21 protein-coding genes are annotated in these 21,612 nt (G+C 60.9%); 8 read left to right on the forward strand and 13 right to left on the reverse strand.

All coding sequences use genetic code 11. The features are described from left to right. Positions 1-101 precede the first annotated feature (101 nt). Positions 102-641, reverse strand: coding sequence for a type 1 glutamine amidotransferase domain-containing protein (locus JFT86_RS08370; RefSeq protein ID WP_201236416.1), 540 nt, complete (start codon positions 639-641; stop codon positions 102-104). 228 nt (positions 642-869) lie between these two features. On the opposite strand from JFT86_RS08370, the gene JFT86_RS08375 reads away from it, so the two are divergent. The 3 genes from JFT86_RS08375 to JFT86_RS08385 all read left to right on the forward strand — a co-directional run bounded on the left by JFT86_RS08375 (position 870) and on the right by JFT86_RS08385 (position 2,900). Continuing rightward, on the forward strand, positions 870-1,682 hold the full coding sequence (locus JFT86_RS08375) for an HDOD domain-containing protein (RefSeq protein WP_201238576.1): 813 nt from the start codon (positions 870-872) through the stop codon (positions 1,680-1,682). A 12-nt stretch (positions 1,683-1,694) separates the two neighbouring features. After that, the gene (mutM, locus tag JFT86_RS08380; RefSeq protein ID WP_007913582.1) at positions 1,695-2,507 is read left to right on the forward strand and encodes a bifunctional DNA-formamidopyrimidine glycosylase/DNA-(apurinic or apyrimidinic site) lyase; all 813 of its coding nucleotides are present in this window, start codon (positions 1,695-1,697) and stop codon (positions 2,505-2,507) included. A 69-nt stretch (positions 2,508-2,576) separates the two neighbouring features. Next, positions 2,577-2,900 carry a multidrug transporter gene (locus tag JFT86_RS08385; protein WP_201236417.1) on the forward strand — a complete coding sequence of 108 codons (324 nt, stop codon included), beginning with the start codon at positions 2,577-2,579 and terminating at the stop codon, positions 2,898-2,900. Between the two features lie 121 nt (positions 2,901-3,021). Here the strand turns inward: JFT86_RS08385 and JFT86_RS08390 are convergent, their stop codons facing one another. The 5 genes from JFT86_RS08390 to JFT86_RS08410 all read right to left on the reverse strand — a co-directional run bounded on the left by JFT86_RS08390 (position 3,022) and on the right by JFT86_RS08410 (position 7,699). Next, entirely contained in the window at positions 3,022-3,273 is a 252-nt protein-coding gene (locus tag JFT86_RS08390; protein WP_003195146.1) for a YfhL family 4Fe-4S dicluster ferredoxin, read from the reverse strand. A 135-nt stretch (positions 3,274-3,408) separates the two neighbouring features. After that, positions 3,409-3,888, reverse strand: a complete 480-nt coding sequence (gene coaD, locus JFT86_RS08395; RefSeq protein ID WP_003229157.1) for a pantetheine-phosphate adenylyltransferase — start codon at positions 3,886-3,888, stop codon at positions 3,409-3,411. Between the two features lie 115 nt (positions 3,889-4,003). Continuing rightward, entirely contained in the window at positions 4,004-5,599 is a 1,596-nt protein-coding gene (locus JFT86_RS08400; protein WP_201236418.1) for a GMC family oxidoreductase, read from the reverse strand. A 91-nt stretch (positions 5,600-5,690) separates the two neighbouring features. Beyond that, complete coding sequence (locus JFT86_RS08405; RefSeq protein WP_201236419.1) at positions 5,691-6,236, reverse strand: twin-arginine translocation pathway signal protein; 546 nt, start codon at positions 6,234-6,236, stop codon at positions 5,691-5,693. A gap of 32 nt (positions 6,237-6,268) precedes the next feature. Then, positions 6,269-7,699 (reverse strand): coniferyl aldehyde dehydrogenase, encoded by a 1,431-nt coding sequence (locus JFT86_RS08410; RefSeq protein WP_201236420.1) that lies wholly within the window; start codon positions 7,697-7,699, stop codon positions 6,269-6,271. 146 nt (positions 7,700-7,845) lie between these two features. Between JFT86_RS08410 and JFT86_RS08415 the strand changes: the two genes are divergently transcribed. Then, positions 7,846-8,517: a TetR/AcrR family transcriptional regulator gene (locus JFT86_RS08415; RefSeq protein ID WP_201236421.1), complete on the forward strand. Its 672-nt coding sequence runs from the start codon at positions 7,846-7,848 to the stop codon at positions 8,515-8,517. A gap of 32 nt (positions 8,518-8,549) precedes the next feature. Then, positions 8,550-9,404: a sulfurtransferase gene (locus JFT86_RS08420; RefSeq protein WP_201236422.1), complete on the forward strand. Its 855-nt coding sequence runs from the start codon at positions 8,550-8,552 to the stop codon at positions 9,402-9,404. 77 nt (positions 9,405-9,481) lie between these two features. On the opposite strand, the gene JFT86_RS08425 is transcribed toward JFT86_RS08420, so the two are convergent. From JFT86_RS08425 to JFT86_RS08455, 7 genes are all read right to left on the reverse strand, one after another. Beyond that, complete coding sequence (locus JFT86_RS08425; RefSeq protein WP_201238578.1) at positions 9,482-10,312, reverse strand: AraC family transcriptional regulator; 831 nt, start codon at positions 10,310-10,312, stop codon at positions 9,482-9,484. Beyond that, entirely contained in the window at positions 10,309-11,316 is a 1,008-nt protein-coding gene (locus JFT86_RS08430; protein ID WP_347340311.1) for a hydrolase, read from the reverse strand. Before JFT86_RS08430 ends, JFT86_RS08425 begins: the two co-directional genes overlap by 4 nt. A 66-nt stretch (positions 11,317-11,382) precedes the next feature. Continuing rightward, positions 11,383-12,888 (reverse strand): pitrilysin family protein, encoded by a 1,506-nt coding sequence (locus JFT86_RS08435; protein ID WP_201231631.1) that lies wholly within the window; start codon positions 12,886-12,888, stop codon positions 11,383-11,385. Next, the gene (locus JFT86_RS08440) at positions 12,881-14,221 is read right to left on the reverse strand and encodes a pitrilysin family protein (protein ID WP_201231630.1); all 1,341 of its coding nucleotides are present in this window, start codon (positions 14,219-14,221) and stop codon (positions 12,881-12,883) included. The genes JFT86_RS08435 and JFT86_RS08440 overlap by 8 nt, the downstream gene beginning before the upstream one ends. 116 nt (positions 14,222-14,337) lie before the next feature. Further along, positions 14,338-14,940 carry a 16S rRNA (guanine(966)-N(2))-methyltransferase RsmD gene (gene rsmD, locus JFT86_RS08445; protein ID WP_201236423.1) on the reverse strand — a complete coding sequence of 201 codons (603 nt, stop codon included), beginning with the start codon at positions 14,938-14,940 and terminating at the stop codon, positions 14,338-14,340. After that, positions 14,940-16,427 carry a pitrilysin family protein gene (locus JFT86_RS08450; RefSeq protein WP_201236424.1) on the reverse strand — a complete coding sequence of 496 codons (1,488 nt, stop codon included), beginning with the start codon at positions 16,425-16,427 and terminating at the stop codon, positions 14,940-14,942. The genes rsmD and JFT86_RS08450 overlap by 1 nt, the downstream gene beginning before the upstream one ends. Continuing rightward, positions 16,420-17,775, reverse strand: coding sequence for a pitrilysin family protein (locus JFT86_RS08455; RefSeq protein ID WP_201236425.1), 1,356 nt, complete (start codon positions 17,773-17,775; stop codon positions 16,420-16,422). Before JFT86_RS08455 ends, JFT86_RS08450 begins: the two co-directional genes overlap by 8 nt. A gap of 609 nt (positions 17,776-18,384) precedes the next feature. Here JFT86_RS08455 and ftsY point away from each other — a divergent pair. From ftsY to ftsX, 3 genes are read left to right on the forward strand one after another with little or no spacing between them, the layout of a single operon-like run. After that, on the forward strand, positions 18,385-19,914 hold the full coding sequence (gene ftsY, locus JFT86_RS08460) for a signal recognition particle-docking protein FtsY (RefSeq protein WP_201236426.1): 1,530 nt from the start codon (positions 18,385-18,387) through the stop codon (positions 19,912-19,914). Then, on the forward strand, positions 19,911-20,582 hold the full coding sequence (gene ftsE, locus JFT86_RS08465; protein WP_008065082.1) for a cell division ATP-binding protein FtsE: 672 nt from the start codon (positions 19,911-19,913) through the stop codon (positions 20,580-20,582). Before ftsY ends, ftsE begins: the two co-directional genes overlap by 4 nt. Then, positions 20,579-21,604 carry a permease-like cell division protein FtsX gene (ftsX, locus tag JFT86_RS08470; RefSeq protein ID WP_201236427.1) on the forward strand — a complete coding sequence of 342 codons (1,026 nt, stop codon included), beginning with the start codon at positions 20,579-20,581 and terminating at the stop codon, positions 21,602-21,604. Before ftsE ends, ftsX begins: the two co-directional genes overlap by 4 nt. The last annotated feature ends 8 nt before the right edge of the window (positions 21,605-21,612 follow it).

A 21,612-nucleotide genomic window follows, 5' to 3' on the forward strand; every position in this document is an offset into this window, starting at 1 on the left:
CCGTCCCAAATATCTCCAACGGTAAGTCTGATCATAGAGCTGTCAGGTTTGCGACTGCTGCGCAGTCGATCGGGGATAAATCCCCTCACCACAAGGGCAATTCAATCAGACAGCGCTTCGATCAATTCCTTGCTGAACGCCGGAATGTCATCCGGCTGGCGGCTGCTGATCAAGTGCCCGTCTCTGACCACTTCCTGATCGACCCAGTGCGCCCCGGCATTCACCAGATCATCCTTGAGCGTCTTGTAACTGGTGATGGTTTTACCGTTGACCAGCCCTGCCGAAATCAGCAGCCAGCTACCATGGCAGATCACCGCAATCGGTTTACCGGCCGAGGTGCCGGTCTTGACCAGATGCTGGGCATCCTGATCGATGCGGATGGTATCGGAGTTCTGTACGCCGCCGGGCAGCACGATCGCGTCATATTGCTCGCTGCTGGCGGCCTGGAAAGTCTGATTGACCGTGAAGTCGTCCGCCGGTTTGTCGTGGTTCCAGCCTTTGACCGTACCTTCCTCGGCCGAGAGGATATCGACCTGCGCACCGGCCTGTTCCAGCGCCTGCTTGGGACCGGTCAATTCAACCTGTTCGAAACCATCGGTTACCAAAAAAGCGACGCGCTTGCCGTTGAGTGAAGTAGCCATCAATAAGCTCCTGAGTCTGTTGGAAATAGCCGCGCCACGGGATCGAAATGAACCGTCGGGCATTACAGAGTCCGAAGCCGGGGCTTGAATGAAAGTTCCTGACAATTGCCCACTGGTGTGTCGTCTCGCGGTTTTTAGGGGTTAGAATCGCCGCCTGTCCCAGAGTGTGTACTTATGTCCCAAGAGCTGACCACCGAACAGATTCAACAATCCCTGCAGGGCATCAGCGTGCCCGCGCAGCCGCAGATCATGGTGGATCTGCAAATGGAGCAGTACATGCCCGACCCGGACCTGGAGGTGATCGCCAAGCTGATCGCCCAGGATCCCGGCCTGTCTGGCTCGCTGCTGAAAATCGTCAACTCGCCGTATTACGGCTTAAGCAACAAGATCACTTCGATCCAGCGCGCGGTGAATTTGCTGGGTAGCCGTTCGATCATCAACCTGATCAACGCGCAGTCGATCAAGGGCGAGATGAATGACGACACTATCGTCACCCTCAATCGTTTCTGGGACACAGCCCAGGACGTGGCGATGACTTGCCTGACCCTGGCCAAGCGCATCGGCACCCAGGCTGGCGACGAGGCATATGCTCTTGGCCTGTTTCACGACTGCGGCGTGCCGTTGATGCTGCAACGTTTTCCCAATTACATGTCGGTGCTGGAAAAGGCTTACGCCAATGCCAGCGCCGAATGCCGTGTGGTGGACACTGAAAACGCCGAGTTCAACACCAACCACGCGGTGGTCGGTTATTACACCGCCAAGTCCTGGCGTCTGCCGGAGCACGTCAGCGCGGCCATCGCCAATCACCACAATGCCCTGGCAGTTTTCAGCGATGAGTCGTCGCGCAACAGTCAGCTGAAAAACCTGTTGGCGATTCTCAAGATGGCCGAGCACATCTGCGCCTCGTATCGCGTGCTGGGCAACCAGACCGAAGATTTCGAATGGAACGCTGTCGGGCCGTTGGTACTCGATTACGTAGGGCTGTCGGATTACGACTTCGAAACCCTCAAGCAAACGATCCGCGACCTCGGCGCGCATTGATTCGAGAACCTCATGCCTGAATTGCCGGAAGTCGAAACCACCCGCCGGGGCATTGCCCCGCATCTGGAAGGCCAGCGCGTCAGCCGGGTGATCGTGCGTGACCGGCGGCTGCGCTGGCCGATCCCCGAGGACCTTGATGTGCGCCTGTCGGGGCAGCGCATCGTGTTGGTCGAGCGCCGGGCCAAATACCTGTTGATCAACGCCGAGGTCGGCACGTTGATCAGCCATTTGGGCATGTCGGGCAATCTGCGTCTGGTCGAGGTCGGGTTGCCGGCGCTCAAGCATGAGCATGTCGATATCGAACTGGAGTCGGGTCTGGCCCTGCGCTATACCGATCCACGGCGTTTCGGCGCGATGCTCTGGAGCAATGATCCGCTCAATCACGAATTGCTGATTCGTCTTGGGCCGGAGCCGTTGACCGACCTGTTCGACGGCGAGCGGCTGTTCCAGCTGTCACGCGGGCGTTCGATGGCGGTCAAGCCGTTCATCATGGACAACGCGGTGGTGGTCGGGGTCGGCAATATCTACGCGACCGAAGCGTTGTTTGCCGCCGGCATCGATCCGCGTCGCGAAGCCGGTGGCATTTCCCGCGGGCGTTATCTGAAACTGGCGATCGAGATCAAACGCATCCTTGCTGCGGCCATTGAGCGCGGCGGCACCACATTGCGTGATTTCATCGGTGGTGACGGGCAGCCGGGCTATTTCCAGCAGGAACTGTTTGTTTACGGCCGTGGCGGCGAACACTGCAAGGTCTGTGGTACCGGATTGCGCGAAGTGAAGCTGGGTCAGCGCGCGAGTGTGTTCTGCCCACGCTGCCAGAGCTGAAGCAAAAAGCTTAAAAAGTCCTACGGTCTATAGTGAGTTGTCTCACTGTTCAGCCCGAAGGATCGTGCCATGAAATCCTTGCAAGTCCTCTTTCTCACGCTGCTGCTGTGTTCCAGCCAGGCTGCTCAAGCCACGGAAAACGGTAGCGGTGATCCGCGCTACGCCATCCAGAACCCACCTGCCTACGCCATGATCGGTGATTTGCTGATTGCCCGACCTTTGCTGGTGGTGGCGACAGTGATCGGTGCGGGCGTATTTGTCGTGTCGCTGCCGTTTACCGCGCTGGGTGGCGGGGTCGGCGATGCGGGGCAGGCGCTGGTCGTGGATCCGGCAAAAGCGGCGTTTGTGCGGTGTCTGGGGTGTACGGGGGAGGGGTTTGAGCAGCGCGAGTGAATCGGGATTTGTTGTGAGGCTGATGGCCCCATCGCGAGCAGGTTCGCTCCCACAGTTTGAAATGCATTCCAATGTGGGAGCGAGCCTGCTCGCGAAGAGGGCCGAACAGGCGCTGAAGGACTCAGGCCTTGCCGGTGATCTTGCGGTACTTCTCCATCAACTGTTCTTCAGTCTCCGGATGCGCTTCGTCCAGTGGGATGCAATCCACCGGGCAGACCTGTTGGCACTGCGGTTCGTCGTAGTGGCCGACGCACTGGGTGCACAGGTTCGGGTCGATCACATAGATCTCTTCGCCTTGGGAGATGGCGGCGTTCGGGCACTCGGGTTCGCAGACGTCGCAGTTGATGCAATCGTCGGTGATGATCAGGGACATGCTAACTCCAGCCGGGGCGGCAGGCCCGGGCGCTATAAATCAATGCGCGCAATTGTGCCGCATTGGCGAGCGCAGTGCACGTTGCTGCGATCAAGGGCTGCAATCAAAAGCCAGGATCGCAGCCTTCGACAGCGCCTACTTTTTGAAGCGTAGGGTCAGGGCGTCGGCCACGGCCGGGTGGACGAACTTGCTGATATCGCCGCCCAGCGCGGCAATTTCCCGGACCAACGTCGAGGAAATGAACGAATAACGCTCGGACGGCGTGAGAAACAGGCTCTCCACGTCCGGCGCCAACTGGCGGTTCATGTTGGCCAGCTGAAATTCGTATTCGAAGTCCGACACCGCACGCAAACCACGCAGGAACACGTTGGCATTCTGCTCTTTGGCGAAATGCGCCAGCAGCGTCGAGAAGCCGACCACTTCCACGTTCGGCAGGTGTTTGGTGACCTCGCGAGCCAGTTCAACCCGTTGTTCCAGCGGGAACAGCGGATTTTTCTTGGGGCTGGCGGCGACGGCAATGATCACGTGGTCGAACAGGCGCGAGGCGCGTTCGACCAGATCGCCATGGCCCTTGGTAATAGGGTCGAAGGTACCTGGGTACAACACTCGGTTCATCGCGTCGTCCTGGCGGGAGTCCGTTGGGGAGTCGGATGGTATCGCAGCCGTCCCGGTCGGCCAAGTCGCCTGTTGGGTAAGAAAGCACTATAGACGAAGGGAATATTCTGCTTTTTCATGGATTTTTCAGCCGATCGGCAAGGGCCGTCGCCAATTGTGCCGTCAGGCCATACACCGATAATTGCGGGTTGGCGCCGATGCTGGTGGGGAACAGCGAGCCGTCGTGGATCGACAGATTACTCAGCTGATGATGACGACCGAGGCTGTCGGTGACCGCGGTTTTCGGCTCTTCGCCCATCGCGCAGCCACCCATGACGTGGGCGCTGCCCAGTCGCGTGCGATACAACTCAAGGCTCAAGCCATCGATCAGGCTGCGCGCCTCGGCCAGAGTTTTCACGTAGTGCGCGTCGGCATGCATCGGCATCACCGTTTTGGCGCCGCCGGCAAACTGGATCTCGGCCATGCTGTGGAACGCACGGCGCAGGCCCTCCCAAGCGTACGGTGAAACCTGATAGTCGAGCACCGGCGAGCCGTCGCCGCGCAGTTCGACATTGCCACCGGGACTGTCCGGGTGAAAGCCGTCGCGCAGTAGCGCCAGCATCGCGTGGGTGTGTGGCAGATCAGCCATGTGTTCGGCGTTCTGCTGACCGAAACCGCCGAGCAGGGTGGCCGCCAGCGCCGGGTGCAGCGGCGGTACTTCGAGTTTGTAGCCCATCGGCCCGGTCGCGCCGTCCTTCCACTGGAAATAGTCCGAGTAGATTGACTGCGGCGCACCGTAGAACGGGTTGATCACCTCGTCGAAGCGTGCGGCGGACATGTTCACCAAATGCAGAAACGTGCGTTTACCCAAACGCTGATGCGGGTCCGGCGCATCCGAGCGCAGCAGCAGCGCCGGACTGTTGATACCGCCACCGGCCAGCACGTAGTGCCGTGCCTTGACGGTGATCTTGCGCCCGGTCGGCTCGACGCAGCGCTCGTCCATCGCCACGCATTGCAGGCCGGAGATTTTGTCGCCGTTGATCAACAGCTTTTCCGCACGGGCCAGATAAAGCAGTTCACCGCCCTTTTCCAGGGTTGCCGGAATGGTCGTGACCATCATTGATTGCTTGGCATTGGTCGGGCAGCCCATGCCGCAGTAACCGAGGTTCCAGCAGCCGCGCACGTTGCGCGGGATCACGTGCCAGCTGTAGCCGAGTTGCTCGCAACCTTTACGGATCACGTCGTTGTTGGCGTTGGGTGGGACCATCCACGGCGCGACGCCGAGGCGCTGCTCCATTTTTTCGAACCATGGCGCCATGTCGGCAGGGCTGTGGCCTTTGACGTTGTGCTCTCTGGCCCAATGCTCAAGGGTCGGTTCCGGGGTGCGGAAGCTCGATGTCCAGTTGATCAGCGTCGTGCCGCCCACTGCGCGGCCCTGCAGGATAGTGATCGCGCCGTCCTTGCTCATGCGGCCGATGCCTTCCTGATAGAGGCTGCTGTAGGCCTTGTCTTCGAGCATTTTGAAGTCTGTGCTGGTTTTCAGCGGACCTTCTTCGATCAGCAACACCTTATAGCCGGCGGCACTGAGGATTTCCGCCGTGGTGCCGCCACCGGCGCCACTGCCGATGATCGCGACGTCGGCCTCGAGGGTCAGATCGTCGGTGAGTTGGGCGCCGTTGTAGGTTTTCCAGCCTCGGGCGAGGCCTTCGCGAAACGGGTCGGGTACGGGCATCGATCAGGTTCTCTTTTATTATTCTGGATGCAGTGGTGGGGCAACTGGCGCCATCGCGGGCAAGCCCGCTCCCACAGGGTTCGGGTGATGTCTAGACGACTGGCGGGCCGGGGTAGCCGCAATGTGCCCAGGATTCGGCGCGGGTGTACCAGGCCATCATCACCATTTGCTGCAAGGAGCTGTGACCCATGCGCAGCAGGCTCAGCGAACTGTTTTGCCAGCGGTCGAGGAAATGACGGATGGCCTCGGGACTGGCGTTCTCCCAACTGCCCCAGATCCCGGTCAGCGGCCCGCGCGTCACGGCCATGCCCAACACATCGAACAGTTGGCGGGTGAGCTTGAGCATTTCCGGCGACAGATGATCGAGGCTGTAGTCCAGCGATTTGAGCGTGCCGTCGACGGCGCTCGGCATCCGCTCGGCCGTCACGGCGCCGTCGAGCATCACTGGAATCAGTGCGCGCAAAAACAGCAGATCGCCGTCGCGTAATGCAATGAAACCATTGGCCGCGACGCTCGACGAACAGCCGCTGAGGCTGGCGCCGACGCCAGCGGTGGCAAGGAACGCCGTGGCGCCGAGGCTGAATTTCAGCAGGCCACGGCGCGACAGCGCAGGTGTATCGGTCAGGCTTGGGTGCATTGTTGTTATTACCCGCTGGCGATGACGAAGGATTAGCGAATGAACAGCTTCTGGATCAGCTTCTGAATGGATTTGCCGTAGGGCGGGTAAATCAATCTGGCCGCGTTGAAGCGCTGTTTAACCAGCACCCCTTTGGCTTTGCTGAACGTCAGAAAACCCTCGTGTCCGTGGTAATGGCCCATGCCCGAGGCACCGATGCCGCCGAAGGGCATGTCGTCCTGCGCTACATGCAGCAGCGTGTCGTTCAGGCACACACCGCCGGAATGGGTTTCGTGCAGCACGCGGTTCTGTTCGCGTTTGTCGTAGCCGAAGTAGTAAAGAGCCAGAGGACGTGGCCGCTGATTGATGTAAGCGAATGCCTGCTCCAGATCCTTGTAGGGCACGATCGGCAGCAGCGGGCCAAAGATTTCGTCCTGCATCACCGTCATCTCGTCGCTGACATTCAACAGCACGCTGTGCGGCATGCGCCGGCCCTGCCCCTGATCGAACAGCGGGATCAGCAGCGCGCCTTTGCTGGTGGCGTCGCTGACGTAGCCGTTGAGCCGGGCCAACTGGCGTTCGTTGATGATCGCCGTGTAGTCCGGGTTATCGGCGAGGGTTGGATAAAAACTCTGCACAGCCTGGCGATAGGCTTCGACGAAGCCGCCAACCCGGTCTTCCGGGACCAATACGTAATCGGGAGCGACGCAGGTCTGCCCGGCGTTGAGGGTTTTGCCGAAGGCGATGCGCTCGGCGGCATCCTTGAGCGGCACGTCGCGCGAGACGATGGCCGGGGATTTGCCACCCAGTTCCAGCGTCACCGGCGTGAGGTTTTCCGCGGCAGCGCGCATCACATGTTTGCCGATACTGGTGGCGCCGGTGAACAGCAGGTGATCGAAGCGCAAACGGGAAAACGCCACGCCGATATCGGCTTCGCCCAGCACCACGCAGACCAGGTCTTCAGGGAAGATCCGCGCCAGCAATTTCTTGAGCAACAGCCCGGTGGCCGGGGTCGATTCGCTGAGTTTGAGCATCACCCGGTTACCCGCAGCCAAGGCTCCGACCAACGGGCCGATGGCCAGATAGAGAGGGTAATTCCACGGCACGATGACGCCGACCACGCCCAATGGCTGGTAGACCACTTTCGCCGAGGCAGGCTGGAAAGCCATGCCGACCTTGCGCCGTGATGGCTTCATCCAGCCATTGAGATGCCGGCTGGCGTAATGGATGCCATGCAGGCTCGGCATCAGTTCGGCGAGCAGGGTTTCGTCGGCGCTGCGGTGGCTGAAATCGGCGCTGATCGCCTCGATCAGCGCCTGGCGTTCATCGCTCAGCAATTCACGCAGCGCCTTGAGCCATTGCTGGCGCTGGGCCGCAGGTGGCATCGGGTTGGCGGCGTATGCGGCCCGTTGCGCAGCGAACTGCCGATCAAGCTCTTCCAGTGGCTGTTGCAGCGTTTGCAGGTAGGCAATGTCGGCAGTCATGGTCGGCTCCGGAATTATTGTAGTGAGGAACTTTTTAGAGTCTATGCTCTAGAAAGTCAAATGACTTCCATGCACGGCAGTGTTTTATCCATTTCCGGATAGGTCGTAAGATGCCCCTCATCGCACTCTGAATTAAAGCTCAAGCCATGGCCCCACGAATAAAAACCAGCGAGCGTATCGTGCTGAACAGCCTCGAGCTGTTCAATCAGCAGGGCGAACGCAGCATCAGCACCAATCACATCGCTGCCCACATGGAGATTTCTCCGGGCAACCTGTACTACCACTTCCCCAACAAGCAGGCGATCATCGCCGTGTTGTTCAGTGAGTACGAAAGCCTTGTCGACAGCTTCCTGCGTCCGCCGCAGGGGCGCGCCGCGACGGTCGAAGACAAGCGCTTCTACCTCAAGGAGCTGTTATCGGCGATGTGGCGCTACCGCTTTCTGCACCGCGATCTCGAGCACCTGCTCGACAGCGATCCGGAGTTGGCCGCGCGCTATCGACGCTTTTCCCAGCGCTGCGTGATCCAGGGTGCGGCGATCTATGAAGGCTTCGTCGCCGCCGGGATCCTCGCAATGGATCGCGTGCAGATCGAATCCCTGACCCTCAACGCCTGGATCATCCTGACGTCGTGGGTACGCTTTCTGTGCACCACCCGGGAAAACTCCAACCACCTCAGCGAGCAAGCCATCAAACGTGGCGTGTATCAGGTGCTGGTGCTGGAAGCCGGGTTCGTCACCGATCAGGCGCGCGAGCAGGTCAATGCGCTGTTCGAGGAGTTCTACGTGCCGCTGGCCCAGGCCCTTGAAGACGTGAAGTAAATCGTTTCGTTGAAATCCCACAGGAGCCCGTTATGCCGATTGCGCAACTGATCAGCCCCAATGCTCTGGATGCTCGCAAGGAGCAACCGGGGCTGGTGATTCTCGATTGTCGTTTTGCCCTCGAAGACCCGGACTACGGGCAGCGCAGCTACGCTGAGGGGCATATTGCCGGGGCGGGTTTCGCCGATCTTGAGCGTGACCTCAGCGGCAAAGTGGTCAAGGGCGTGACCGGGCGTCATCCATTGCCGGAGCCGGCAGAACTGGTCGAGCGCTTGCAAGCCTGGGGCATCAATGCCGACAGCGACGTGGTTTTGTATGACGACGGCCCCGGTGCCTACGCGGCGCGAGCCTGGTGGTTGCTGGCGTGGCTGGGCAAGCGGGACGGTGTGTTCATTCTCGATGGCGGGCTCAAGGCCTGGCATGCGGCGGGTTTGCCGCTGAGTCTGGATCCACCGACGATCACGCGTGGGACCTTCAGTGGGCAGCCGGACATGACCCTGCTGCTCAGCGCTGAACAATTACAACAGCGCCTCGGCCAACCGGCACTGACCTTGATCGATGCGCGGGCCTTGCCGCGCTTCAAAGGTGAAGTCGAGCCGATCGACCCGGTTGCCGGGCACATTCCCGGCGCTCGGTGCGCGGCGTTTACGGACAACCTCGGCAGTGACGGGCGATTCCTGCCGGCGGATCAACTCAAGCAACGCTTTGCCGCCAAACTGGGCGATCGCTCGCCAGCGGATCTGGTGGCGTATTGCGGCTCCGGCGTGACGGCATGTCACAACCTGTTTGCGTTGTGTCTGGCGGGTTATCCGCTGGGTTCGCTGTACGCCGGGTCGTGGAGCGAGTGGATCAACGAGCCCTCGCGCGGTATCGCTACTGGCGAATAAGATCAAAAGATCGCAGCCTTCGGCAGTTCCTACAGGGAATGCATTTCAATGTAGGAACTGCCGGAGGCTGCGATCTTTTAGCTTCCAAAGCGCGCATTGCGATACGCCGCCGGCCCCACGCCATAAACCTGCTTGAACTGCCGGCTCAGATGGCTTTGATCGGCAAACCCCAATTGCAGGGCGACTTCCACTGGCAAACAACCGCTTTGCAGCAACCCCCGGGCCGTGGCGATGCGTTGTTGCATCAACCAGGTATGCGGCGGCATGCCCGTCGCACGGCGGAACACCCGGGCGAAGTGAAAAGGCGAAAGATTGACCGCCGCTGCCAATTCTTCCAGCGATGGCGGCGCCGCCAGTTGCGCGTGCAGCAGTTCTTTGGCCAGCAGCACCGCCCGGTGTTCGTTGCCGGGTTTACCTGGGATCCGCACGGCGGTGTGACGCTGTAACAGCAACATCATCATTTCGCGCCACACGGTTTGCTGTTGCAGCGCGGTGGCCGGGCTTTCCAGCAAACGGTGCAACTGACAGAAACCGTTGACCAGATCCGGGTCGCGGTACAGCGTTTCGCCAAAGGCAGGCATCGGCGCGCTGGGCAGTTCCAGTTCGTCCAGCAACGCCATGACTTTCCCCGTATCGGGATAAAACGCCCGGTACAGCCAGCCGTCCTCGGTGCCCTTGTGGCCAGTGTGCAATTCATCCGGGTTGATCAGTACCAGCGTGCCGCTGCCCGCCAGATGTTCAGCGCCGCGATAACGATAACGCTGGGCGCCGGCCATGATCATGCCGATCACGTAGCCATCGTGAACATGCGGAGCAAAACGTTGCTCGATGTAGCGTGCCGACAGCAATTCGACCCCGGCCAGCGGCGTGGTTTGCCAGAAACGGATCGACTCGCCCTGATCGTTCATGACGTCAGGCGTGCCAGCCACTGCGGGATGCGCCGTTCCAGGTAATAACCCGGCTGACGCATCGAGCCATCGACGAAGCCGACGTGTCCGCCGCGAGTCTGCAATTCGAATTCGGTGCAGTCCGACAACTCAGTGGCTTGCGGCAGGCTGTGCGGGAATACGAACGGATCATCCGCCGCTTGAATGATCAGGGTTGGTGTGCGGATTTCGCCGAGAAAGTAGCGACTCGACGCGCGGCGATAATAATCCTCGGCATCGGTGAAACCGTGAAGCGGCGCGGTGACCCGGCCATCGAAATCCCAGAACGTGCGCATGTTCTCCAGCGAGCCGAGCGCCGCCAGTGCTGCCAGGCCGTCCTCGCGACCGTCATGCTGAAACTGCCGCTGTTTGTTCTTGATGTAAGCGACCATCTCGCGCATGAAGTGCGCCTGATAGACCTTGGAAAAACCCTGGCCGATGCGATCGGCGCATTGGTCGAGGCGAAACGGCACCGACACCGCTACCGCGCCGAGCACACCGCTGGCGCTGCCGGTTTCCCCCAGATGTTTGAGCAGCACGTTGCCGCCGAGGGAGTAGCCGACGGCATACAGCGGCGCCAATGGTCGTTTGGCGCGCAAGTGGCGAATGGCTTCAGCGAGGTCTTCACTGGCGCCGGAGTGGTAGCTGCGCGGCAACAGATTCGGTTCGCCCGAACAGCCGCGCCAGTTCAACGCGACGCTGGCCCAGCCTTGATCGGCTAGTGCCTTTTGTACCCCTGCCACGTAGGGCGAATTGGAAGAACCGGTCAGCCCGTGCAGCACCAGTACCAGCGGCGCGTCAGCGCTGTGCGGGCCGTGCCAGTCAAGATCAAGGAAGTCGCCGTCGTCCAGCCAGAGCCGTTCGCGCTCGCGCTCAAGGTGAACGGTTTTGCGCCACAGCGGGCCCCATAAGGTTTGCAGGTGTGGATTACCCAGGCCGAAGGCTGGATTGAAACGCAGGCTGGGTGACAGGGAGCTTGGTTGCACGACACATCTCGACAAGGTCTTACCTAAAGCGGCCGACGCCAGGCGCCTGCCGCTTTCAATTAAAACCTAACTTGCCACAAAGCCTGCTTCGGCGCGACACATGCTCTGGGAGGAGGCGCCGGGCGGTGTGACGGGCAGTGCCGGCAACGGCTGCTGCTCGACGGTTGCGCCGATGGTCAGGACGCGCCAGCGGTCGGCGGCCAGTTGTCGGTTCAGCGCTTCGTGGATTTGCCGGAGGGTCAGGCGTTGAACCTGCTGAACCGTGTAGTCGAGGTCGAGAGGCAGGTCGTGGCGATTGATTGCCACCAATTGCTTGAGTATCTGCAGGTTGCTGGCGCGGTTGAAGGCGCTCATGTTGGCCACGTACTGCTTGATCTGCTCGAGTTCCTGTTGCGTTGGCCCGTCGCGCAGAAAGTCACTGAACAACGACCGGGTCAACGCCAGCGTAGCCTCAACGAATTGCGGACTGACTTGCAGGGAGATGCTCATCAGGCCTGCACCGGCCCAGTGGCTGTTGTCGGAATCGACGTCGTATACCAAGCCGCGTCGCTCGCGCAGTTCGTTCATCAAGCGACTGTTTGGCGTCCCGCCCAATATTAGATTGGCGGCGTACAGCGCGACGTAATCCGGATGCTGAGGCGGCACTGCTAACTGAGCGAGCAGCAGATGGGTCTGGGTCTGTGGTTGCTCCTCGTGGCGGGTCAGTTCAGCACCCGTCCGGCCCAAGGCGGGTATCGGCGGGCTGGCAGTTCCGGGCGGCGTGGTCGGCAACGCATGGCTGATTTGCAGGCTGATGGCCTGTGCCTGTTCCAGCGTCAGGTCCCCGACCAGCGTGATCTGTGCATGACGGGCGCTGTAGAACCGTTGGTGGAAATCTTCGACCGCTGTCCGGGTCACTGCTTGCAACCCCTGGTCCGTGCCATAGAACGGCAGCGCGTAGGGGCTGCCCGGGGCGAGCAAGGTCCTCACCTGGTGCATGGCGGAATTGCCCGCCTCGGGCGATTTGAATTTGAGGTGGTCACGCAGGACCTTTTTCACCCGCTTCAATGCGCCATCGTCGAGCAATGGCTTGCCGAGGATCTGCGCAAACAACTGCAAGGCCGGCGTGCTTTTCCGGGCATCGCTCAAACTGCGCATGTGCAGATTGGCGCGGTCATGATCAAGGCTCATGTCGAGCTGCGCACCCAGGCCGTCGAAGGTTTCGAGAATGGCCGACAGGTCTTTGTCTTCGACGCCTTCATTGAGCAGGCTGAACGTGGCAGCGGCGAGCCCTGGCAGGTTGTCGTCCCGTGCACTGCCCGCCGCGAAGCTGACATGCAGATCGAACATCGGCAGCTCGGCGGTGCGGATGAACAGCACCTTGGTGCCGGTCAGGGTCTTCCAGGCCTTGATGTCCAGCATGCGTGAAGCGTCGACAGGAGGGGCGAGTACCTGCAGCGAATGCAAGCGCGACGCAGGGAAGTTCGTCGGCGCGACAATCTCGGTGTCCGCCAGTGTTTGAGCGCCCGCCAGACATGTAACGAGTCCGAGCCCAAACAATGTGCTTCTGGCGCGCCGAAATTCCTTACTCATGGCCTGCCTCCTTGAATACCTGAGCGACCGTCAGGCGTTCGCGGGTCAAAAACGTAGCGGCGGCCTGCTGAATGTCAGCGGGTGTCACTTGTGCCAGTTCATCGGCATCCTGATCCAGCATCTGCCAGGGCAGACCGATACTCTCCAGCGTGGCCAACTGGTGCGCCTGTTCAACGATTGAATCTCGTGCATAGATCTGCCGGGCGATCAATTGCGTGCGGGCGCGCTCCAGTTCCTCGACGGTCGGCGGCTGGGCATGCAGTTCTTCGATCAACTGCCAGATTCGCGTCTGCGCCGCGTCGAGCGGATCGGTGTGAGTGCTGGCAAGTTCAGACGTCAGTAACAGCAGGCTGTCGCCTCGCGTCAGGTGGTCGTAAGAGGTGCTGATCTCGCTGAACAGTGGTTCGGCATACTGCAAGCGCTTTTGCAGGCGAGCGCTATGGGCGCCGCCCAGCAACATATCGATCAGGCGCAAAGCGTGCACCGATCGCCGATTCTCGGCCGTGGTCAGTCCCGGTACGTTGAAGGCCATCATGATCAACGGTGTGTGGATAGGAAGATGCAGAGTCAGTTTGCGTTCGCCGGGTTGGGCCAGCTCCATCGGCTGCACCGGCGGCGTGACGCTTCGTGTCGCCAGGTGGCCAAAGTAGCGCTGCACCAGCGGTTTGACCTGATCAAGCGTCACCGCGCCGACGACCACCAATGTGGCGTTGCCAGGCGCATAACGGCTTTCGTACCAGTGGCGCAGAGCGTCGGCATTCAAACGGTGCAGGTCATGCGTCCAGCCGAGAATCGGCGTCTGATAACTGTTGGCCAGATGCGCTACGGCGGTGAGGCGTTCAAAGGCCAGATGGTGGGCATCATCGTCGGTGCGCCAGCGACGTTCTTCGCGAATTACCGCCATTTCCGCGATCAGGTCTTCACTGCGCAGATAGGCGGTCGACATCAGGTCGGCCATCAGCTCGAATGCGACGCCCAGATAGCGCGGCGCCAGTGTCTGGTAATAGGCCGTGGCATCTTTATGGGTAAAAGCGTTTTCCCGGGCGCCGAGGGTTTGCAGGATCGCCGCCGCTTCACCGGCGCAGGTTTTGCTGCTGCCCTTGTAGAGCATGTGTTCGAGTGCGTGGGATATTCCGCTCTGCCCTGGCGACTCGTCGGCGGAACCCACCCTGAACCAGAGTTGCGAAGTTACCAGCGGCGCGCGATGGTCTTCGCGCACCAGCACTTTCAGGCCATTGTCCAGGGTGAATGAGTGAGTTGCAGGTGGGGCGGCCAGGCTGATCAAGGGCGCCAGGCAAAGCAGGAGCAGCATCCGGCTGCAAAATATGTCCATAGATGAATCGTCCAAAGTGGTTAGCGCTGAGTGCGCTAACCACTTTGGCGAGAGTCGAGGGGCGAAGTGCGGTATCTATTTATCGCTGACGCAGTGAGCGCACAGGACTTGGCGAATCAGGCGCTGCGTTGCCACAACGCGTAATAGACGCGTCCGGACTTCTGCTCGCGGTGCAGGCGCCAGTTGCCCGGCAAGCCCAGGGTCGAGGGTGCCGTTTCGCTTTCGGTGTACACCCAGGCGTCGTCGGCCAGCCACTGGCGTTCTTCGAGCAAGGTACATACCGCCGGCAACAGGTTCTGGTTGAACGGCGGGTCAAGGAACACCAGGTCAAACGGCGTGGCAACCTGGGTTTCCAGATAGCGCAGGGCGTCAGCGGTCTGCACCTGGCCGTTGGTGCAGCGTAGCGTGCCGAGGTGTTCTTTCAGGCTGGAAACCGCAATATTGCTGGCGTCCAGCGCCTGCCCCATGGCCGCGCCACGGGACAGGGCTTCGAGAAACAGCGCGCCGCTGCCGGCGAACGGGTCGAGCACCTTGGCCCCTTCAACGTACGGCGCGAGCCAGTTGAACAGGGTTTCACGCACACGATCCGGCGTCGGGCGCAGGCCCGGCGCGTCGGGGAAGCTCAGCTTGCGGCTGCGCCATTGGCCGCCAATGATGCGCAACTGGTTCACACCGTTGTGAACGTTGTGCGCAGGTTTTTTCGGTGAACGAGTAGCCATTAATGCTCCGGAACCCCGAGCGGTTGCTCGGCAGGTTTATCAGATGGGGCCGGTAACGGCTTTTGCGGCACGGTCGGGCCAGCGCTGACGATGACCATTTTGTCCGTGCTCAGGTGTTTGTTCATCGCGTCTTTGACCTGCTCGACAGTCAGGCTCTGGGACTGACGCATGAAGTCATCCAGATAGCTCAGCGGCAGATTATAGAAGCCCATGGCGCCGAGTTGGCCGACGATGTCGGCGTTGCTCGCGGTGGACAGCGGGAAGCTGCCGGCCAGTTCACGTTTGGCGTCGTCGAGTTCTTTCTGGGTCGGGCCGGTTTTCAGATAGTCGGCGAGTACGTCCTGCACCAGTTTCAGGGTGCCTTCGCTCATTTCCGCGCGGGTCTGCAGGTTGATCATGAACGGGCCACGGGCCTGCATCGGACTAAACCCGGAGTACACGCCATAGGCCAGGCCGCGCTTCTCGCGCACTTCACTCATCAGGCGCGTGCCGAAACCGCCGCCGCCGAGAATCTGGTTGCCCATCGACAAAGCAGCGTAGTCCGGGTCATCGCGGTCGATGCCCAGTTGCGCGATCATCAGGTTGGTTTGCTTGGACGGGAACTCGATGTGACCGACGCTGGCCTTCGGATCCTGTGGCTGAGCGATTTTCGCCAGCGCCGGGCCTTTCGGCAGGGCCGCGGATACCTGATTGGCAATGGCTTCGGCGTCAGCGCGTGACAGATCACCCACCAGCGCGATTACCACATTGCCTGCGGCGTAAGCCTTGGCGTGGAACTCACGCAGTTGCGCGAGGGTGATTTTCGGCACGCTCTGCGCGTTGCCATCGCTGGAATGCGCATACGGGTGATCGCCATACAGACGCTTCATCAGCTCCAGGCTGGCGAGTTTGCCGGGGTTCTGTTTCTGGTATTCGAAGCCGGCAAGCAGCTGGTTCTTGATGCGGGCGAACGAGTCGGCCGGGAAGGTCGGTTTGCCGACCACTTCCGAGAACAGCTTCAAGGCCGGTTCACGCTGGTCGACAGCACTGAGGCTGCGCAGCGATGCCAGCGCCATATCCTTGAAGGCACCGTTGCCAAAATCCGCACCAAGTCCTTCGAAGCCCTGAGCGATGGCGCCGACGTCTTTGCCGGCGACACCTTCGTTGAGCATCGCGTTGGTCAGCACCGCGAGACCTGGGGCGTTGCCATCCTGGCTGCTGCCGGCGGCAAAGATCAGGCGCATGTCGAACATCGGCAGCTCATGCGCTTCGACGAACAACACCTTGGCGCCGTCGGCGGTGTTCCAGGTCTGTACATCGAGTTTGCGGCTGGCCGGCGCCTTGCCGTCGAGTTCGGTCAGTGATTGCAGTTTCTGGCTGGACTTGGCGTTATCCAGCGCCTCACTGGCGTTGGTCTTGGCGCCCGGGGTCAGATAGAACGCAGCGGAGCCGATCACTGCAACTGCGATCAGGCCGAGCAACAGGCGTGGGGATTTGCGCTCACTCATGAGTCGTCTCCAGTGGCAGGACGTGGGCGACGCTGAGACGTTCGCGGGTGAAATACAGCTTGGCGGCATTCTGGATGTCTTGCGGGGTCACGCTTTCCAGATCGGCGAGTTCGGTGTCCATCAGCTTCCACGACAGACCGACAGTCTCCAGTTGGCCAATAGCCGTGGCCTGACTGGTGATCGAGTCACGCTCATAGACCAGACCGGCAATCACTTGTGCACGGACGCGCTCAAGCTCTGCGGCGGATGGCGCGGTGGTTTTCAACTGTTCCAGCAGCTTCCACAGACCAGCCTCGGCTTGCGCCATGGTCTTTTTCTTCTGCGTGTTCGGCGTGGCCGAGAGGGTAAACAGGCTGTCGCCGCGGGTGTAGGCGTCGTAGCTCGACGAACCGCCGGAGACCAGCTCTTCGCCGCGCTCCAGTTGCGTCGGGATGCGCCCGCTGTATCCGCCGTCGAGCAGTGCCGAGATCAGGCGCAGAGCGTTGACCGAGCGTTTGTCTTCCGCGGTGGCGATGCTGGGCACATTGAAACCGAGCATCAGGCTAGGCAGTTGCGTCTGCACGTGCAGGGTGATCTGGCGTTCACCCGGCTCAGCCAGTTCCAGCGGTTGTTTCGCCGGTGGCACGTCGCGTTTGGCGATCGGCCCGAAGTAGCGCAGGGCGAGGGTTTTCACCTCATCCGGGGTGACGTCGCCGACTACCACCAGCGTGGCGTTGTTCGGCACGTACCAAGACTGATACCAGTGGCGCAGCTCTTCGACTTTCATGCGGTCGAGGTCAGCCATCCAGCCGATGGTCGGCGTGTGGTAACCGCTGGCCGGGTAGGCCATGGCCTTGTAGCGCTCGTAGGCTTTGGACATCGGCTTGTCATCGGTGCGCAGACGGCGCTCTTCCTTGATGACTTCGATTTCCTTGGCGAACTCGTCGGCCGGCAGGCGCAGGTTGGCCATGCGGTCGGCTTCCAGTTCAAAGGCTACGCCCAGACGGTCGCGGGCCAGCACCTGGTAATAAGCGGTGAAATCGTCACTGGTGAACGCGTTCTCTTCGGCGCCGAGGTCGCGCAGGATCAGCGACGCTTCGCCGGGACCGACTTTCTCGCTGCCCTTGAACATCATGTGCTCAAGCGCGTGGGACAGACCGGTCTGGCCCGGGGTTTCGTAGCTGGAACCGACCTTGTACCAGACCTGCGACACCACCACCGGCGCGCGATGGTCTTCACGCACGACGACCTTCAAGCCGTTATCGAGAGTGAATTCGTGAGTCGGTTGCGGGTCGGCCGCCAGGGCCGAAAGGGGCAGGCAGACTGTGCTGAACAGCAGGCCAGCAGCGCGGCGGGCTAGAGCATTCATTCGTTTTTTAACCTGTTGGGCTGCCCGCTTGGTCTTAGCCTAGGCGGGCGAGGAGGTAGGACGTGTCATCGATCATTACCAGTACCGCGCCGGCGCCTGATAGTGTGCAGGGCAAGGCGCGAGGAGTGCGGTTTGGTCGTTTCAAATAAACTCCGAGCAACGCAGCCCTGCACACTATCAGGCCCGGCCCTCCGGGTGGCGCCTGAAAACGGGCCATACTGCGTTGCAGTCCTTGGGAAGGAAAGCACATTCCCTGCAGCCTGCGCCTTGTCTGGCCCGTTTTCAGGCGGCCACGCGGTACTGGTAATGATCGATGACACGTCCTAGGATACTGATCCGTTTTACCGGCGACCACGCCTATCAGGTTTTCAAGTCTGATCAGGTTGTATGGGTTAGCGGCAGAAAGCTGCGGTTTATCGACTAAACTTCGCTTTTTCGCCGATTTTGCCGGTTTAGTCCTTCGTTAATACGATTCTTTGGGGTGCCGCTGGCGCCTCGACAAAATGTTGCGCGTGAACAAGCTGGATGAAACACAGTCTGTTCTGCATCGAATATTTATTTGCCGGGGCGCCCTTATGGCGCGTCGCTACCGTGAGATAGCCGTCCTCCATGTTTGGTTCCAACGACGACAAGAAGACCCCAGCTGCGGCTGGCGAGAAGAAAAGCCTGTTCGGATGGCTGCGTAAGAAACCGCAGGAACCCGTCGTCGAACAGCCGCCCGCGATTCCTGAGCCTGCCCCGGCACCAGCTCCAGTTATAGAGGAAGAGCCGGCACCGATCGTTCTGCCGATTGCCGAGCCGGTGCTGCAACCGGCCGCCGAGCCTGAACCTGAAACCCCTGTGGTTGCCGAGGCGCCGCTGACCCCCGCAGCCGAGCCGTGGCTGACGTTGCCAGTGGCGGAAGAACCGGTAGCGCTGGTTGAAGAGGCCGCGCCGCATGTCACGCCGCCGATTCCTGCACCCGCTGCGCCTGTTGCCGAGGTCGCTGCGGCGCCAGTGGTTGAGGCGGTTGTCGAGCCCGCGTCGATTGTTGTTGAGCCAGTTATTGCCGAACCTGTGATTCCTGAGCCAGTTGCCCCGGTAGCTGTTGCGCCCGTAGCTCCGGTCATTCAACAGCCTGCACCTGCACCGGTTGTCGCTGCGCCAGTGGTGCCGGTTGAGGTGGTTGCCGAAACGCCCGTCGAAGCCCCGCGTACTGAAGAAACCAAAGCCGGTTTCTTCGCTCGCCTGAAACAAGGTCTGTCGAAGACCAGCGCCAGCATCGGCGAGGGCATGGCCAGCCTGTTCCTCGGCCGTAAAACTATCGATGACGATCTGCTCGATGACCTCGAAACCCGTCTGCTCACCGCCGACGTTGGCGTCGAAGCCACCACCCAGATCATCCAGCGCCTGACCCAGAAGGTCGCGCGCAAGGAACTGGCCGACTCGGACGCACTGTACAAATCCCTGCAAGCCGAGCTGGCCGCTATGCTCAAGCCGGTCGAGCAACCGCTGAAAATCGTTTCGCAGAACAAGCCCTTCGTGATTCTGGTGGTCGGCGTCAACGGCGCTGGCAAAACCACCACCATCGGCAAACTGGCGAAGAAGCTGCAACTGGAAGGCAAGAAAGTCATGCTCGCCGCCGGTGACACCTTCCGCGCCGCCGCCGTCGAGCAGTTGCAGGTCTGGGGTGAGCGCAACAAGATCCCGGTCATCGCCCAGCACACTGGCGCTGACTCTGCTTCGGTGATCTTCGACGCCGTGCAGGCCGCCAAGGCTCGCGGCATCGACGTGCTGATCGCCGACACCGCCGGTCGTCTGCACACCAAAGACAACCTGATGGAAGAACTGAAAAAGGTTCGCCGGGTGATCGGCAAGCTCGATGCCGACGCACCGCACGAAGTGCTGCTGGTGCTCGATGCCGGTACTGGCCAGAACGCCATCAACCAGGCCAAGCAATTCAACCAGACCGTCGAACTGACCGGTCTGGCGCTGACCAAGCTCGACGGCACCGCCAAGGGCGGGGTGATTTTCGCCCTGGCCAAGCAGTTTGGCCTGCCGATCCGTTACATCGGCGTCGGTGAAGGCATCGACGATTTGCGTACCTTTGAAGCCGAACCCTTTGTCCAGGCATTGTTTGCCGAGCGGGAGCGTTCATGATTCGTTTCGAACAGGTCGGTAAACGCTACCCGAACGGTCACGTCGGCTTGCATGAGCTGAGCTTTCGAGTCCGTCGTGGCGAGTTCTTGTTTGTCACCGGCCACTCCGGTGCCGGTAAATCCACCCTGTTGCGCCTGCTGCTGGCGATGGAACGTCCGACCAGCGGCAAACTGCTGCTCGCCGGGCAAGACCTGAGCACCATCAGCAACGCACAGATTCCGTTCCTGCGTCGGCAGATCGGCGTAGTGTTCCAGAACCACCAGTTGCTGTTTGATCGCACGGTGTTCAACAACGTCGCGTTGCCGCTGCAGATTCTCGGGCTGTCCAAGGCTGAAATCGCCAAGCGTGTCGATTCGGCGCTGGAGCGTGTGGCACTGTCGGACAAAACCGATCTGTACCCGGGCGACCTGTCCACCGGTCAGCAACAGCGCGTCGGCATCGCCCGCGCCATCGTTCACCGCCCGGCCTTGCTGCTGGCGGATGAACCGACCGGTAACCTCGACCCGCGTCTGGCGGCCGAGATCATGGGCGTGTTCGAGGACATCAACCGTCTGGGCACCAGCGTGCTGATCGCCAGCCACGACCTGGCGCTGATCGCACGCATGCGTCACCGCATGCTGACCCTGCAACGCGGCCGATTGATCGGCGACGGGGAGGCAGGGGAATGAGCGCAACACGTAGCCCCAAGGTTTCCGAGCGCGTGGCCCCGAAAGCCGCCGATCCGCAGCCGCCGAAGAAGAAAAAGCACGACGATGATGATGGTCCGGATTTCGCCACGCTATTGCGTGCCTGGATCGAAAGCCACCGCGCCAGCCTGCTCGACAGCCTGCGCCGGCTTGGCAAACAGCCGATCGGCAGCTTCTTTACCTGCATGGTGATGGCGGTTGCGCTGAGCCTGCCGATGGGCTTGTCACTGCTGCTTAACAACGTCGAGCGTCTTGGCGGATCGTGGCAGCGTGCGGCGCAGATTTCGCTGTACCTGCAACTCGATGCGAGCCCGGAGCAGGGCGAGTCGTTGCGCGAGCAGATCAAAGGCATGCCCGGCGTAGCTGATGCTGAATATGTCGGCCGCGATCAGGCGCTGGAAGAATTCCAGCAACAGTCCGGCCTGGGCGAAGCCCTGCGCGAGCTGCCGGAAAACCCGCTACCGGGCGTGGTACTGGTCACGCCGAACGAGGTCGACAAGTCGACGCTGGAAGCATTAAGACAAAAACTTTCCGAGTTGCCCAAGGTACAACAGGCGCAACTTGATCTAGTCTGGGTCGAGCGTCTGGCTGCCATCCTCAAGCTTGGCGATCGTTTTGTCTTCGGTCTGACAGTGCTGCTGGTTTCTGCATTACTTTTGGTGATAGGCAATACCATTCGTCTTCATATTGAAAACCGCCGCACCGAGATAGAAGTGATTAAACTCGTCGGCGGCACTGACAGCTATGTGCGGCGTCCCTTCCTTTATATGGGCGCGTTGTACGGTTTCGGTGCGGGACTGTTGTCCTGGGGAGTATTGGCGTTCGGCCTGAACTGGCTGAACGACGCGGTGGTTGGACTGGCCGGCTTGTACGGCAGTGATTTCGCGCTGGCCGGAGTGCCAGTTGCCGACGGTCTGTCGCTCTTGCTTGGCGCGGTGCTGTTGGGTTATATCGGTGCATGGATTGCAGTCGCACGTCATCTCAGGGAGCTGGCGCCGAAGTAGAATCTTTT

The organism is Pseudomonas sp. TH06 (genome assembly GCF_016651305.1).
Taxonomy (GTDB): Bacteria; Pseudomonadota; Gammaproteobacteria; order Pseudomonadales; family Pseudomonadaceae; genus Aquipseudomonas.

Bases quoted from the DNA above. Each gene is read 5' to 3' on its own strand.
- JFT86_RS08370 (WP_201236416.1), bottom strand. From the start codon at position 641: ATGGCTACTTCACTCAACGGCAAGCGCGTCGCTTTTTTGGTAACCGAT.
- mutM (WP_007913582.1), top strand. From the start codon at position 1,695: ATGCCTGAATTGCCGGAAGTCGAAACCACCCGCCGGGGCATTGCCCCG.
- JFT86_RS08385 (WP_201236417.1), top strand. From the start codon at position 2,577: ATGAAATCCTTGCAAGTCCTCTTTCTCACGCTGCTGCTGTGTTCCAGC.
- JFT86_RS08390 (WP_003195146.1), bottom strand. From the start codon at position 3,273: ATGTCCCTGATCATCACCGACGATTGCATCAACTGCGACGTCTGCGAA.
- coaD (WP_003229157.1), bottom strand. From the start codon at position 3,888: ATGAACCGAGTGTTGTACCCAGGTACCTTCGACCCTATTACCAAGGGC.
- JFT86_RS08400 (WP_201236418.1), bottom strand. From the start codon at position 5,599: ATGCCCGTACCCGACCCGTTTCGCGAAGGCCTCGCCCGAGGCTGGAAA.
- JFT86_RS08405 (WP_201236419.1), bottom strand. From the start codon at position 6,236: ATGCACCCAAGCCTGACCGATACACCTGCGCTGTCGCGCCGTGGCCTG.
- JFT86_RS08410 (WP_201236420.1), bottom strand. From the start codon at position 7,699: ATGACTGCCGACATTGCCTACCTGCAAACGCTGCAACAGCCACTGGAA.
- JFT86_RS08415 (WP_201236421.1), top strand. From the start codon at position 7,846: ATGGCCCCACGAATAAAAACCAGCGAGCGTATCGTGCTGAACAGCCTC.
- JFT86_RS08420 (WP_201236422.1), top strand. From the start codon at position 8,550: ATGCCGATTGCGCAACTGATCAGCCCCAATGCTCTGGATGCTCGCAAG.
- JFT86_RS08425 (WP_201238578.1), bottom strand. From the start codon at position 10,312: ATGAACGATCAGGGCGAGTCGATCCGTTTCTGGCAAACCACGCCGCTG.
- JFT86_RS08435 (WP_201231631.1), bottom strand. From the start codon at position 12,888: ATGAGTAAGGAATTTCGGCGCGCCAGAAGCACATTGTTTGGGCTCGGA.
- JFT86_RS08440 (WP_201231630.1), bottom strand. From the start codon at position 14,221: ATGGACATATTTTGCAGCCGGATGCTGCTCCTGCTTTGCCTGGCGCCC.
- rsmD (WP_201236423.1), bottom strand. From the start codon at position 14,940: ATGGCTACTCGTTCACCGAAAAAACCTGCGCACAACGTTCACAACGGT.
- JFT86_RS08450 (WP_201236424.1), bottom strand. From the start codon at position 16,427: ATGAGTGAGCGCAAATCCCCACGCCTGTTGCTCGGCCTGATCGCAGTT.
- JFT86_RS08455 (WP_201236425.1), bottom strand. From the start codon at position 17,775: ATGAATGCTCTAGCCCGCCGCGCTGCTGGCCTGCTGTTCAGCACAGTC.
- ftsY (WP_201236426.1), top strand. From the start codon at position 18,385: ATGTTTGGTTCCAACGACGACAAGAAGACCCCAGCTGCGGCTGGCGAG.
- ftsE (WP_008065082.1), top strand. From the start codon at position 19,911: ATGATTCGTTTCGAACAGGTCGGTAAACGCTACCCGAACGGTCACGTC.
- ftsX (WP_201236427.1), top strand. From the start codon at position 20,579: ATGAGCGCAACACGTAGCCCCAAGGTTTCCGAGCGCGTGGCCCCGAAA.